We start from the raw sequence: 13,786 nt of genomic DNA, 5'->3' as shown, positions 1-13,786 counted from the left end.
GATCAATTTCGATAGCTTTCCGTAAGCTGCTGCGGCGTGCTCACACGTGACAAGCCGAACAGGTCGCGCAGATACGGCGTGAGAAACCGTCCCTGCGGATCCATGCGTTCGCGCAAGGCGAGGAAGTCATCCCAGCGCGGATAAAGCTTCGAAAAATCCTGTGCAGTCAGCGCGTGCACCTTGCCCCAATGCGGCCGTCCGCCATGATTCATGCAGATCGCCTGTACACCCGAAAAATACGCTTCATAAGGCATACCGACGTACTGGTGCACGGAAATGCGAACGCTGTCGCGACCATAGTCGGGACTCAACCAGATATCGTCGCCGCGCACCCAGCGGTATTCGAGCGGAAACATCAGCGGGAACGATTTGCGCGCGATGAACGCTTTAATCTCGCGCAGTGCGTCGGCGCCGCGATGCGCGGGTACCGACCATTCCATTTCATTAAAGCGCACGCGCCGCACAGTCGACAGCGACGAATGGCTTGGGTCGACCTGCTGCCCCGGTGAGACTAGCGATGCGCAAAACCGGCTGATCGACGGGCATAGCGAGGGCACCGTTTTGCCCAGTCCGCACAGCAGACCGAACGCCGTGTTCTCGAGCAGTTCCTCGTTGACGTAGCGCTTCCAGTGCATCTGATCGACGGGCTCGTCCGTCACGTTCCATGCTTTGGTCAGCACTGTGTCGGTGTGCGGCAACCAGTAGAGTTCGAACGAACGGTTATTCGCAATCAACGAATCGGTTTGCGCGAGACATTCCTCGAGGTCCATCTTCGCGCGCTGCAACTTGAGTTTGAACGACGGCACCAGATTCAGATCGATCTCGGTAAGCACGCCGAGTACACCGAGTCCGATCCGGCCACCTTCGAACAGGTCCGCGTTTTCGTCAGGCGAGGCGACCACTTCGTTGCCATCGGGCGTCGTGAAGCGAAGCGCTGCGATCTGCGTCGCGAGATTGCCGAGCGTAATGCCGGTGCCATGAGTTCCCGTGCTCGTGGCGCCTGCGATCGACTGCACATTGATGTCGCCGAGGTTTTCCATCGCGAAGCCGTGCTCGGCCAGCGCTGCGCCGAGCGTATAGAGCCGCGTGCCGGCATGCACACGCGCGACGCGGCGCGTTTCGTCGATGTGAATCAAACCCTGCAGCTGGTCGAGCGACAGGATCACACCATCGGTCTGCGCCAGCGGCGAAAACGAATGTCCGGCTCCCACCACACGCACCGGCGCTTGCGAACCAGCCGCGCTGCGCAGCACGCCGACCAGTTCGTCCCGCGATCCAGGTGTCTTGACCGTTGCCTTCGGGCTGCTTACGTACCCCGACCAGTTACGCCACATAATCCCCCGCCTCCCTATATTGCTTCCAGAATCCCGCTCAGAAAAAACACTTGCTGTCGCCGCGATAGGTCGTGACCTGGTCGACGACGCGCCCGCCGGTGATCAGCAGAAGTTCGTTAAAGCGTTCGCATAGTTCGCCGGCTTTGGCGTGGCGAAACAGCATCGGCTCGCCGATCTTCAGCGCAACCGAGGCGGGATGCCGCAACGGTGTCTGGACCTCGCCGGCGCCTTCGTTGTCGATCAGCGAGCAACCGGCGGGCAACCACGGTTGCGGCAGACGGTTCTTGCCGATCGGACCGGACGCGATATAGCCGCCGCCGGAGCAGGTGAAGATGCCGTCTTTAGGCAGGCGCGTAACGGGCAGCGCGAAACCTGCCGACGGCAACGCCTGGAACGACGCGTAGTGGTCGAACAGCGCGGGGGTATAGAGTCCCGAGCCCGCGGCGACCTCGGTGACCGACGGATCGCTTTTGGTGCTTTCGACGCTACCGGTGCCACCGCCGTTGACGAAGCGCAACGAATGCCCCGCAGCTTCGAGCGCCTGCACGACGTTGCGGCGACGCGTATTGGTTTCGTGGATCGAGCGGCGCTTGAGCGAGCGCACGACCGCGTTCTTGAGTCCCTGTCCCGGCACGACGTCCATCAAGCCGGCGATCTGCCCTTCGTAGCCCATCAACCCTTCGAGCCGCACGCCGGAACAGGCCGCAATGCCGTTTGCGAGAGCAACCGCGGTGGCGACGTCGTGAACCGGAGACCGGTAGACGCCGAAGTAGATGCCCGGAAACGCCGACGACATGTCGAGATCGATCGATAGCGGGAAGACGACGCCTTCGGCGCGCGCCAGCGCATCGATCTGTTCGACCTGCGCCATGCTGTCGACCATCAGCGTGATCGACCGCCCGTTGCGCAACTGCGCGGCGACGGCGCGCAGATCCTCGCGCTCCACCGATGGGTACGCCACGACGAGATCGTCGAGTCCCTGGCTCGCGAGCCAGGCCGCTTCCGCCGGCGAGTAGCACAGCAGGCCGCGGATGAAATTGCCGGTAGCGAGCGCCAGGCGAATCATCGCTACCGAACGAACGGACTTGGTGACGAGACGGATCGGCATGCCGGCCGCGCGGACCCGTAGCCGTTCGAGGTTGATGCGGAAGTGATCGAGGTCGATGAACGCGGCGGGCAACCTGTGCCCCGCGAGCGCGTCGCGGTAGTACGGGTAGTCGTGTTCCAGAAGATCGGCAGGACGGGAATCAGGGGTGCCGTTCATGGGCTGTCTCGGTGGTCTTGGGGTGCGTCGGTTGCGCGTGGAGATCCGCGGTCCGCGAATGCTGATTGCGTAAGCGGTCTGCTACTGGGAAACGAGAATAGCGGCGGGCCCGCGTGCGACCAAGGGTGAACGCGGCCGTTAGATGGGTCCGATCCGGCCAGCGAAACGGCAGGGTTGACCCTAGGTACGGCGGCCACCTGGCCGTAAATGCCACCCGGAAACCACCCGCGAGCGAAGTGTTGAGGCGTGGGCGGCCAAGATATTATTGGCGGGTTTTCAGGTCGGAGAAGATGTCGGCTGCGCCGTTGCTCAAGCCGTAAATCGAGCGGGCGGCCAGCCGCGCAGGGTCGTTCCGACATGCAGACGAAATGCAGGCGAAATACGCAAACCAGACAATCTGCGCGCACCGACGCTTGCCGCACGCGAGGGCGGATCTACCTTGCGCCGGGCCGTTCGCATCGTTCCGATGTGGACGGATGCAGACACTACATTCAGAAAACGGGGTATCCGATGAGCAGTGTTCAAACCTGGGCGGAGGACGCGACCGAGTCGCCGCACCGCGATCCGTCACATCCGTTTTCCACCGCCGGCCAGCGGGCGGATAGACCCGCCGCCGGAGCGGTCACCACGATGCTGGGTTTGTTGATCGACGATCGCGAACTCGAAGCGCGCTTCGATGCCTGCGCGTGGGAGTTCGAGGCCGTGTCGCAGCAACTCGACGAAGCGCTCGATGCCGCGTTCACGCGTGGCGACGAGGAGGCACGCGCCGATGTGCACGGCGTGCTCTTCGCGCTGTATGAACTGCACGTTGCGCCGGCGGCGAGCGAGCGCTGCGCGAATCAGTTCAACCCGTATCTGATCCGGCTGCGCAACGCGATCGAGCGACGCTGGTTTGCGTGCGAGCTGCAACGCACCGCGCCGCTCGATGCTGCTGCGCGCTCGGCGGAGGGGCTTGTCGAGGCGATTCGCGCGGTGTCGGCGGGGCATCGCGCGTCGCATCATCCGTTGTTCGATTTTCTCGAGCACGATGCGACGCGTGCGCAACTCGCGGCATTTTTCCGCAGCGACAGTGCGCTCAATGTCCGTTTCTTCGATCTGATCGTGCTGGCGTTGCTCGGCTCGGACCCATCGGTGCGCGGCGAACTGGCGCAGAACTTCTGGGACGAAGCGGGCAAGGGCGATGCGCGACGCAGCCACGTCACGCTGTTTCGCAACCTGTTGCTCACAGCAGGCATCGAGCATGCCGCCGACGATCACGCGTCGTTGCTCGAATGGCAGGGCCTCGCCGGTTACAACGTGTTCATGATGACAGGCTTAAACCGCAGCCACGGTTTCCGTTCGCTGGGTGTGATGGCCGTCACGGAGCTGCTCGACCCGTCGCAGTATGAAAAGCTCACGCGCGGTTGCCGGCGCATCGGTTTCGGCGCGAATGGCGAACTGGACTACTACGACGAACACGTGAGTATCGATGTGGTGCATGCGGAGGGCTGGCTCGCGAATGTGATCGTGCCGCTCGCGCGCAGTTTTCCGGCGAAGATGGACGACATCTATATGGGCGCGCAGTGGCGGTTGAACACCTGCGCCGACTACTACGACCAGTTGCACGCGAAGCTTTTGAAAATCGTTTGAAAGCGCGCCGTCCTTGCATTGAAAGGGCTGCCCGAACCGCGTATCGAGCGCTGTTTCGGGCAGTTTTTCCGACTACGGCAGCGATTAGTTGTAGTCGTAAGCATTTCGTAAATCACTGTCAAAAATAATTCAATGAAATACTGCCTGGACCCCATCGCGGACGTAAATCCTTCTGTATAGAATGCGCCGACGCCTTGGGTTCCGGCCGTGCAAACGGCCGGTGCGCCGGTCGTGGCGGCCGTTGCGGAGGTCAACGGCGAGTAAGAGGTTGAATCAGGTACCCCGCGTGCCGGATATCGTTCAGGTAGCGGTGCGAGCATCGGGTGAGGGATGTGCTCGTCGCGCGATGAAATCGATACCAGTCCACGGGCTTGCAACATGGCGTCTTCCTAGTCTCGAACCACAATGCCCATTACGCAGAAAACCGGCGCCGATAAACGGCACAAGCGGCACAAACGGCAGGTACTCATCGATACGGCCACAGCGCTGTTTTCGCAGAACGGCTATCGCGCGGTCGGCATCGACCGGATCATCGCGGAGTCGGGCGTCGCGAAGATGACGCTCTACAACCACTTTCCGTCGAAATCCGAACTCGTACTCGAAGTGTTGCGACAGCGTGAAGAGAGCGCCGCGGTATCGCTGCGCGAATTCGTCGATCGCTATGTCGTGCCGCTCGAACGTCTGAAGGCGATTTTTCTGTGGCACGAAGCGTGGTTTAGCGAGCAGACCTTCTGCGGGTGCATGTTCATCAACGCCGCTTCTGAGTTTCCCGATCGGAGCGACGCGATCCATTGCGCGTCCGCCTCGCAGAAGCGGCAGGTCACGGCGTTGCTCGGCACATTGCTCGGCGAGATGTTCGCTCCTGAGGTCGCGGCCCGGCTTGCCGACCAGTTTCTGATCCTGATCGACGGCGCGACCGTGACGGCGCAGATCTCGGGGCGGCCGGACTCGGCGATGCTTGCGTGGGATATTGCGCGGCAGTTGATCGCCGGGGCGGGGACGCCGGACACCTGACAAATGTTCCGTACCATCCGACATGTGGCTGCAACAGGCGCCGGTTAGTCTCGCCCGACATCCACCGGTTTCTGTGCGGAAGACCAGATGAACATTCAGTCAGCTGAGCCGACCGTGACGGTAACGGTCGAAGAACTGGAACGTAATCCAGAAGGCGTGCTGGATCAGGCCGCGCAGACCGTGGTGGCGATTTGCACGCAAGGCGAACCGGTTGCCGTGCTCGTATCGTTCGAGGTGTGGAACACGTATGTCCGGCAACTGCAGATGCATGGCATCGATCTGCAGGATGGCAGACGGGTCGTGAAACGCACGCTGCCCCATTGAGTGGCACGCAAGATGGATCGTCAACAGCGGGGTGCCTCGACCCGGCCGACAGATTACAGACGGTGGTCCCCACCCCGCACTACACGAGGCTTCACCCTGATCGAAGTACTGATCGCGCTCGCGATCGTTGCCGTCGCGCTGGGCGCTGTATTGCGCGCGATCGGCTCACTTGCCGCGGATACCGAAAGTGCGCGCGCGCGGCTACTCGCGCTCTGGAGCGCCGACAACGCGCTGAGCGATGTGCGCATTTCGGCGAGCTGGCCGCCGGTCGGGCGCAGCATGTTTGCTTGCCCACAGGGGCAGTACCGCTTCGTTTGCCGGCAGATCGTCACGGCGCTAGGCAGTCCGCTCGTGCGCCAGGTCGCGGTGAGCGTTTACCCGTCGGCGTCCAGCAGTACGGTGCTCGCCGAAGTCGTGACGGTGGTGCAGGATGAAGCACGCCACTAAAGCCCGCCGGCCGGAGCGCACGCGCGGCTTCACGCTGATCGAGATGCTGGTCGCGATCGCGCTGCTCGCCGTAATCGCGTTGCTGTCGTGGCGCGGGCTCGATGCGACGATCCGCGGTCGTGACGACATCGTGACAGCGCTCGGTCAGACTCGATTGATTGGTCGGTGTTTTTCGCAGTTGCAGTACGACCTGCTGAATCTGGTCACGGCCGACGAGGTATTCGGGCCGCCGCTACGTATGCGGCCCAACGAACTGGTGCTGGTCAGGCATCTTGGCGTCGGCGGCGGGCCGACCCAGGTGCAGGTCGTGCGTTATCAGCTGAAAGGGCGTCAACTGGTACGCAGCGCTTCGCAGCCGCTCGGCTCGCTTGCCGAACTCGAAGATGCCTTGCATCACATGGACCAGTTCGCGAGCGTGGTGGTGAGCAATACCGCGCGCTCGATGCAACTGGCGGTGTGGATTTCCCCGGGCGGCTGGACTTCGAGCCAGTCCGAAGTCGAAGCCACCTATGCCGGGTTTCTCTCGCAGCACGGCGTGAGCAGTATCACTTCGCTCGGAATGCCGCTGCCGCGCGGCGTCCGCTTTGCCGTCACAATGGGCACTCCACCTTCCGAATTCGTCCGCACGATTCCGATCGGGCAGTAATCACCGCCGCCTGTTTGGCACACGTCGCGACGTAAGTGCCGTGCAATTTCCATGCGGACTGCATAGTTAGAGTAAATGGTCCGTAACTTCCGTCACACGCCTGTTATCGCTCGTTCGCTACTCTGACCCCGGGAGCAGACCGTTGCACGACATCGGTTCAGCCGATCCTTTGGTGCCCGGTGCCGCAATACGACGAGGGAGCGAACATGGAGGTCGAGTACCCGCAGGACGCCAGCGCAGGCGCAACCGTTACTGCTGCGGCGGTCAGGCAGCGATCGGCGGCGAAGCTCTCGCGTGCAAGGGACTGGCATGGCGCCGGGCGTTTCGACGACGCGGCGCGTGAATACGAGGCGGTGCTCGCCGATGAGCCGGAGCACGCGCAGGCGTTGCATCTTTACGGTGTGCTGCAGTATCAGCGCGGCGCGGCGACGGAAGCGGAGTCGTTCCTACGCCGGTCGATTTCAGTCGAACCCCATCCGCGCGCGCATTCGGATCTCGGCGCGATCCTTGCCGACAGCGGCCGGACCGACGAGGCGCTGACGCAGTTCAACGCCGCGTTGCGCATCGATCCGCGCGACGTGCAGACGCTGGTGCGCCATGGCAATACGTTGCTCGGGTTGCGCCGCTACGGGCCAGCCCTCGAAGTGTTCGACCGGGCGCTCGCCGTTTCACCGCTGGTTCTCGACGCGCTCTGCAATCGCGGTAGCGCGTTACGTGCGCTCGGCCGGCTCCAGGAAGCGGTCGACACCTACGAGCGCGCGCTGATGGTCGATCCGCGCTCGTTCGAATCGTGGTTCAACCGCGGGTTGGTTCTGCGCGATTTGCAACGTCCGCTCGAAGCGCTGCAGTGTTTCGAACGGGCCATTGAGATCAAACCTGGCATTGCGGCGATGCTGTCGGTACGCGGTCAGACGCTGGTTGACCTCGGACGGCTTGGCGAAGCGCTCACTGCGTTCAACGAAACGATCGCGATTCAACCCGACATGGTCGAGGCGATCTATAACAGCGCGGTGGCGCTTGAGCGGCTGGGTCGCGCTGAAGAAGCGATCGGGCGCTGCGACCGGGTGCTCGCACTGGAACCGCAGCATGCACCGGCGCTTGCTTGCCGGGGTAACGCGTTGCTGCAGTTGAAGCGCTATGAAGCGGCGCTGTCGAGCTATGAGCTTGCACTTGCAATCAAACCCGATGCATCCGAATTCCTCTGCAATCAGGGTACCGCACTGCGTTACCTGAGGCGCTATGAAGAAGCGCTAGTCAGCTACGACGCCGCGCTTGCACACAATCCGCGCTTTGCAGAAGCATGGACCAACCGCAGCAGCGTGCTGCAGGACCTGCATCGCTACGACGAAGCGATGACGTCACTCGACCGGGCGATGGAAATCCGGCCGGAACATGCGACGAACTGGTTCAACCGCGGCAACGTGTACTACGAGCTGGGTCGCACGGATGCGGCGCTGGCCGCCTACGATCGCGCGATCGAACTCGATGCCGACTACGCGGATGTTCATTTCGCACGCGGTTCCCTGTACCTGCTACAGGGCGACTTCGCGAGGGGATGGGCGGAATACGAATGGCGTCTGCGCGATCCATCGCTGGCACGGTATTACCGCCCGTTCGTGCAACCGTTGTGGCGAGGTACTGAACCGCTCGACGGCAAGACAATCCTGATTCACGCGGAGCAGGGCTTTGGCGACACGTTGCAGTTCTGTCGCTATGCGCCGCAGCTTGCAGCGCTCGGCGCACAGGTGGTGCTCGAAGTGCCGCCTTCGCTGCGTACGTTGATGGCGTCGCTACAAGGACCGGCGCAGGTGCTCGCACGAGGCGAGCCGTTGCCTGCGTTCGACTATCAATGCCCGTTGCTCAGTCTGCCGTTTGCATTACATACGGACCTGGCCAGCATTCCGCAGCAAACCCCTTATCTGCACGCAGATCCGCAGCGAATCCGGGAATGGGCCGAACGGCTCGGCGACAAGCGGCGTCCGCGCGTCGGGCTCGCGTGGTCCGGTAATCCCGAACATCGCAACGACCATAACCGGTCGATTGATCCGACGTTGCTCGCGCCGTTGCTCGAACTCGGTATCGAATGGATCAGTTTGCAGAAGGTGGTGCGGGAGCAGGACGAAGCGTTCCTTGGCGATGCGCGCATTCATCGTTTCGACGATGAACTCGGTGACTTCGCGGACACCGCCGCGCTGATGCAGTCGCTCGATCTGGTGATCGCAGTCGATACAGCGGTTGCGCATCTGGCCGGTGCGCTCGGCCGCCCCGTGTGGGTCCTGCTGCCGAATCCGCCCGAATGGCGCTGGCTGCGCGATCGGGACGACAGCCCGTGGTATCCCGGCGCACGGTTGTTCCGCCAGTCTGTGCAGGGGGATTGGACAACCGTCATCGAAGCGGTACGGGCGGATCTTGGCCTGCTGGGTCGTTAGGTCTTTAGAGGCCGCCAGATTGAATATCGTCGTCGAACAACAGAGGGCTACAGAATGACTTTTAACGGGGAAGAGGCGACGCTCGCGAAACAGCCGGTTGCAACGCGGCCGCCTGGTGTCCCGAAGCCCGATCCCGCACAGCTCGATCGGTTGTTGTTGAGGGCGCGTAACGCGCATCAGGAAGGCGCGCTTGGGAAAGCGGAGCAGGCGTATGGCGAATTACTTGCGCTAGATCCGGAGCATGCCGATGCGCTGCATCTGCTCGGGGCGATCCGTTTTCAGCGAGGACGATTTGCCGACGCCGAAGCGTTGATGCGTCGCTCGATCGAGCGTCATCCTGCTGCGCTTCCGCTTGCGAATCATGCGGCGGTACTGGCAAGTCTTGGTCGCGAACATGAAGCGCTTACGCGTCTTGATGAAGCGCTCGCGATTAATCCGGCGCATCTACGTGCGCTTTTTCAGCGTGGTGGTTTGCTCGCGCAATTCGGGCGCCATGATGAGGCGCTGGTCTCGTATGACAGGGTGCTCGAGATCAATCCTGGTGCCGTCGAAGCGCTTCTGAAGCGCAGCGAGACATTGCGTGCACTTTCGCGCTTCGATGAAGCGCTGGTTTGTTGCAACCGTTTGCTTGCACTGACTGGGCGCACGTTCGAAGGCTCGAAAGAGCGCGGACTCGTATTACGCGCACTCGAACGCTATCGCGAAGCCGCGGACAGCTACAGCCATGCGCTGACCGCTGTGCCCGGTAGCGTCGAAGTGATGTTTCTGCGTGGCGTGACGTTTCTCGATCTCGGCGAACCAGAACCCGCGCTTGCCGACTTCAACATGGCGATTGCGACGAGCCCGGGTTTCGTCGATGCGATCTATAACAGCTCGATCGCACTCGAACAGCTTGAGCGGCACGAGGAAGCGATCGCACGTTGTGACCGGGTGCTTGCGGTCGAACCGCAGCATGCGAAAGCGCTGGCCAACCGCGGGAATGCGTCGCGCAATCTCGGCCGCAACGGCGACGCGGCCATGAACTACGCAAGCTCGCTCGAGGTGGAGCCGGACAGCACGGGCGTGTTGTGCAATTACGCCAACGCGTTGATGCACATCACCCGCTACAACGATTCGCAGCAGGCCTGCGAGCGTGCCATCGCGCTCGATCCTGACTTTCTTCCCGCATGGTTCACGCGCGGCCGGCTGTTTCTGGAAATACATCGCTACGACGAATCGCTTGAGGATTTCGCGAAGGTGATCGCCACCACACCCCGCGACAAGCTTGCGCATTTTCATCGCGGCAACTCGCTGCGCGCGCTGCGACGTCACGAGGAAGCTAACGACGCGTACGCACAGGCCATCGAGATCGATCCCGACTATGCCGAGGCGCATTGCATGCGCTCGTTCCTGTGCCTGTCGCTTGGTGACTTCGAGGCGGGCTGGAGCGAGTACGAATGGCGCTGGCGCGACAAGCAACTCGACCCGAGCCGGCGCGAATTCGCGCAGCCGCGGTGGACGCATGGCATGTCGCTGGAAGGCAAGACGCTGCTGTTGTATGCGGAGCAGGGGCTTGGCGACACGCTGCAGTTCTGTCGCTATGCGCCGCTTGCGAAGGCGCTCGGTGCGAAGGTGATACTCGAAGTGCCGAGCGATCTGATGGGGTTGCTTGTGACGCTCGATGGCGTCGATGCGCTCGTCGTGCGCGGTGGCCCGCTGCCGCCGTTCGATCTGCATTGCCCGCTGCTGAGCCTGCCGCTCGAATTCCGTACCGACTTCGCGACGATTCCGTCGAATGTGCCGTACGTGCGGGCCGACGCCACGACGGTCGAACGCTGGCGCGAACGGCTCGGGACTTCACAGCGGCCGCGTATCGGGCTGGTGTGGTCGGGCAACGCGCTGCATCTGAACGACCGTAACCGCTCGATGGGGTTGACGGAGCTGTTGCCGTTGCTCGATGACGCGTTCGAATGGGTGAGCTTGCAGAAAGTGGTGCGCGACGAGGATCAGCCTGCGCTTGCGGCAAGTTCGATTCGCGACGTGAGCGCGCAGATTGGCGACTTCGCCGATACAGCGGCGCTTATCGAGCTGATGGATTACGTGGTGAGTGTCGATACGTCGGTGGCCCATCTGGCTGGTGCACTCGGTCGGCCGCTTGCGGTGTTGCTGCCGCATACGCCCGATTTCCGCTGGTTGCTTGAGCGTGACGATAGCCCGTGGTATCCGAACGCTCGGTTGTTTCGACAGAACGAGGCTGGCAAGTGGACGCCGGTCGTGGAGCGGCTGAAGGCGCAACTGCCAGTGCTCGTGAACGGAGAAGCCCAATGAGCGATCCGCTGGTACGCACACAGACTAAGGCGCAATCGCAATCGCAATCGCAATCGACCGCGTTTCCCTTCACAGCCGGTAGCGGTGGCAGCGCGATGCGAGCGGCTGTCGACGATGCACTGCGCAACGCACGCACACGGCTAGAACAGAACGACCTCGTGAGCGCACGGCGTCTCTACGAAGGCGTGCTCACGATGGCACCCGATAACATCGAAGCGCTGCATCTGTGCGGGCTCGTCTGCCTGCGCCAGGGCGATGCAGTGCGCGCGGAACCGCTGATGGCGCGCTCGATGCAGCTCGGGCTGCGTCAGCCGTGGAATTTCGCCAACCACGCGGCGGCACTTGTCGGTGTGGGCCGTCATCATGACGCGCTTGCGGTGACCGACACAGCGCTGAAACTCGACGCCGTGCATCCTGCTGTCAACGCCGCGCGCGGCGACGCGCTGCTCGGGCTCGAACGGTTCGACGAGGCAATCGCTGCCTACGACGCCGCGTTACAACGTGCGCCCGGTCAACCGGCAGCGTGGAGCCGCCGCGGCGCTGCACTGCGTTCGCTGGGCCGACCCGCCGATGCATTGATCAGCCTCGACCGCGCACTGAAGATCGACTCGAACGATCCCACTACCCACATCGAACGCGGTCACACACTGCGTGCGCTTGAGCGGCGTGACGAGGCATTGCATCACTACCAGCTGGCAACGGTTGTATGTGGAAAGACGCCCGCGTTGCTGCACGACTCGGGCGTCGTCTTGACCGAAATGGGCCGCGCCACCGAAGCGCTCGCCGTGCTCGACGAAGGTCTCAAACTCGCGCCTCACGACAAAAAACTGCTCTACGCAAGCTGCGTAGCACTCGATCAACTTCATCTGCGCGATGAACTACTACAACGCGCCGATCGCTTGCTCGCACTTGATCGCAGTAGCACAGCCGCATGGGTCGCGCGCGGCAATGCGTTGCTTGGACTGGATCGCCACGCGGAAGCGGCGCAAGCCTACAGCGAAGCGTTGACGCACACTCCCGAGCACATCGATGCGTCGCGCAACTGCGCGGCCGCATTGCGCTCGCTCGGCCGCTTCGAAGAGGCGCTCGAACATTACGAGCACGCGCTTTCAGTTGCAGGTGTGAATCCCGAGTTGCTGTACAACCACGCGGTCACGCTGCAACAACTTGGACGCTACGACGAAGCGCTAACGAGCCACGCAGAAGCCGCACACGCACCGGCAGAAACCGCCCAAAGCCTCTATACGCGAGCGGTGGCGTTGCAGCAACTGGGCGAGCACGAAGCTGCGTTGCGTGACTACGAGCGTGCTTGCGAGCGAGATCCTCATCATGGCGCGGCGCGTCGCTCGGAAGCGTACTGCCGGCTCGTGATGGGCGATTTCGAGAAGGGCTGGAAGCAGCACGAGTCGCGCTGGAACGCGACCGACGTATTAATGAACCGTCGCCACGCCGACCGCCCGTTGTGGCTCGGCGCAGAGCCCGTCGCGGGCAAGACGATGCTGCTTCACGCAGAGCAAGGTTACGGCGACACGCTGCAGTTCTGCCGCTACGCGAGCCTCGTGCAGGCTCAAGGCGCGACGGTGATTCTCGAAGTACCGGCAGGGCTTGCGCCGCTGCTCGGTTCGTTGCGTGGTGTGAGCCGGATCGTCAGCGAAGCGGATGCGACGCCTGCTTTCGATCTGCAATGTCCGTTGATGAGCCTGCCGCTTGCCTTTCGCACAACGCTCGACACGGTGCCGGCGGAAACGCCGTATCTACTTGCGGATGCTCAGCGGCGCGAAATATGGGCGCAGCGCGTCGAGGCCATTGCGAAACCGCAACGGTTGAAGGTCGGGCTCGCATGGTCGGGTAATCCGCGGCACAACAACGACGAGAACCGCTCGCTGCCGTTTGCCGCGCTGGCGCCGCTGCTTGCGCTCGATGCGACGTTTGTGTGTCTGCAGCCGCAGGTGCGGGAGCGTGATCGGGAAGCGCTCGCTGCGAGCGGCGTGGTGAGCTTCGGCGACGCGCTCGCCGATTTCGCGGACACGGCGGCGCTCGTCGAGGCGCTCGATCTGGTCATTTCGGTGGATACGTCGGTGGTGCATCTGGCAGGCGCGACCGGTCGGCCCGTGTGGGTGTTGTTGCCGCGTGCGCCGGACTGGCGCTGGTTGCTCGAGCGTGAAGACAGCCCGTGGTACCCCAGCGCGCGACTGTTCCGGCAGACACGACCGGGCGATTGGCCCGATGTGGTCGGGCGAGTGCGAGACGCGTTGATCGACACGGCGCAGGCGCACGGGTATTCCGCGTGAGCCCGTGGATTTTGTCAAAAAAGATACGGACCTTTTCGGGCGTCGGGAATGGTCCGTAGCACCCGCCATCGCACTGCCATCGGCGGTGCGTATTTTCTTCT

Annotated in this window: 10 protein-coding genes; 8 read left to right on the top strand and 2 right to left on the bottom strand. The window is 62.8% G+C overall.

All coding sequences use genetic code 11. The annotated features are described in order from the left end of the window. Nucleotides 1–2: 2 nt before the first annotated feature. Both BWP39_RS21900 and BWP39_RS21895 read right to left on the bottom strand, forming a co-directional pair. A complete protein-coding gene (locus tag BWP39_RS21900; RefSeq protein ID WP_096724012.1) occupies nt 3–1,334 on the bottom strand; it encodes a D-arabinono-1,4-lactone oxidase in 1,332 nt (443 codons plus the stop codon). A gap of 37 nt (nt 1,335–1,371) precedes the next feature. Beyond that, nucleotides 1,372–2,598, bottom strand: coding sequence for an amino acid deaminase/aldolase (locus BWP39_RS21895; RefSeq protein WP_096724010.1), 1,227 nt, complete (start codon nt 2,596–2,598; stop codon nt 1,372–1,374). A gap of 510 nt (nt 2,599–3,108) precedes the next feature. Between BWP39_RS21895 and BWP39_RS21890 the strand changes: the two genes are divergently transcribed. The 8 genes from BWP39_RS21890 to BWP39_RS21855 all read left to right on the top strand — a co-directional run bounded on the left by BWP39_RS21890 (nt 3,109) and on the right by BWP39_RS21855 (nt 13,685). Continuing rightward, nucleotides 3,109–4,227: an iron-containing redox enzyme family protein gene (locus BWP39_RS21890; protein WP_207557034.1), complete on the top strand. Its 1,119-nt coding sequence runs from the start codon at nt 3,109–3,111 to the stop codon at nt 4,225–4,227. 405 nt (nt 4,228–4,632) lie between these two features. Continuing rightward, a complete protein-coding gene (locus BWP39_RS21885) occupies nt 4,633–5,241 on the top strand; it encodes a TetR/AcrR family transcriptional regulator (RefSeq protein WP_096724008.1) in 609 nt (202 codons plus the stop codon). Nucleotides 5,242–5,328: 87 nt separating this feature from the next. Next, on the top strand, nt 5,329–5,565 hold the full coding sequence (locus BWP39_RS21880; protein ID WP_096724006.1) for a type II toxin-antitoxin system prevent-host-death family antitoxin: 237 nt from the start codon (nt 5,329–5,331) through the stop codon (nt 5,563–5,565). 12 nt (nt 5,566–5,577) lie between these two features. After that, a complete protein-coding gene (gene gspI, locus BWP39_RS21875; protein ID WP_096724004.1) occupies nt 5,578–6,012 on the top strand; it encodes a type II secretion system minor pseudopilin GspI in 435 nt (144 codons plus the stop codon). Further along, on the top strand, nt 5,996–6,658 hold the full coding sequence (locus BWP39_RS21870) for a PulJ/GspJ family protein (RefSeq protein WP_096724002.1): 663 nt from the start codon (nt 5,996–5,998) through the stop codon (nt 6,656–6,658). The genes gspI and BWP39_RS21870 overlap by 17 nt, the downstream gene beginning before the upstream one ends. Before the next feature lie 206 nt (nt 6,659–6,864). Further along, a complete protein-coding gene (locus tag BWP39_RS21865) occupies nt 6,865–9,087 on the top strand; it encodes a tetratricopeptide repeat protein (protein WP_096724000.1) in 2,223 nt (740 codons plus the stop codon). Nucleotides 9,088–9,141: 54 nt separating this feature from the next. Beyond that, the gene (locus tag BWP39_RS21860; RefSeq protein ID WP_096723998.1) at nt 9,142–11,394 is read left to right on the top strand and encodes a tetratricopeptide repeat protein; all 2,253 of its coding nucleotides are present in this window, start codon (nt 9,142–9,144) and stop codon (nt 11,392–11,394) included. 95 nt (nt 11,395–11,489) lie between these two features. Further along, entirely contained in the window at nt 11,490–13,685 is a 2,196-nt protein-coding gene (locus BWP39_RS21855) for a tetratricopeptide repeat protein (protein ID WP_235851494.1), read from the top strand. Nucleotides 13,686–13,786: the final 101 nt, after the last annotated feature.

Source organism: Paraburkholderia acidicola (assembly GCF_002362315.1).
Lineage (GTDB): Bacteria > Pseudomonadota > Gammaproteobacteria > Burkholderiales > Burkholderiaceae > Paraburkholderia > Paraburkholderia acidicola.
This window is presented reverse-complemented; position numbering and strand designations above follow the sequence as displayed.

Bases quoted from the DNA above. Each gene is read 5' to 3' on its own strand.
- BWP39_RS21895 (WP_096724010.1), bottom strand. From the start codon at position 2,598: ATGAACGGCACCCCTGATTCCCGTCCTGCCGATCTTCTGGAACACGAC.
- gspI (WP_096724004.1), top strand. From the start codon at position 5,578: ATGGATCGTCAACAGCGGGGTGCCTCGACCCGGCCGACAGATTACAGA.
- BWP39_RS21870 (WP_096724002.1), top strand. From the start codon at position 5,996: ATGAAGCACGCCACTAAAGCCCGCCGGCCGGAGCGCACGCGCGGCTTC.
- BWP39_RS21890 (WP_207557034.1), top strand. From the start codon at position 3,109: ATGAGCAGTGTTCAAACCTGGGCGGAGGACGCGACCGAGTCGCCGCAC.
- BWP39_RS21880 (WP_096724006.1), top strand. From the start codon at position 5,329: ATGAACATTCAGTCAGCTGAGCCGACCGTGACGGTAACGGTCGAAGAA.
- BWP39_RS21900 (WP_096724012.1), bottom strand. From the start codon at position 1,334: ATGTGGCGTAACTGGTCGGGGTACGTAAGCAGCCCGAAGGCAACGGTC.
- BWP39_RS21865 (WP_096724000.1), top strand. From the start codon at position 6,865: ATGGAGGTCGAGTACCCGCAGGACGCCAGCGCAGGCGCAACCGTTACT.
- BWP39_RS21885 (WP_096724008.1), top strand. From the start codon at position 4,633: ATGCCCATTACGCAGAAAACCGGCGCCGATAAACGGCACAAGCGGCAC.
- BWP39_RS21860 (WP_096723998.1), top strand. From the start codon at position 9,142: ATGACTTTTAACGGGGAAGAGGCGACGCTCGCGAAACAGCCGGTTGCA.
- BWP39_RS21855 (WP_235851494.1), top strand. From the start codon at position 11,490: ATGCGAGCGGCTGTCGACGATGCACTGCGCAACGCACGCACACGGCTA.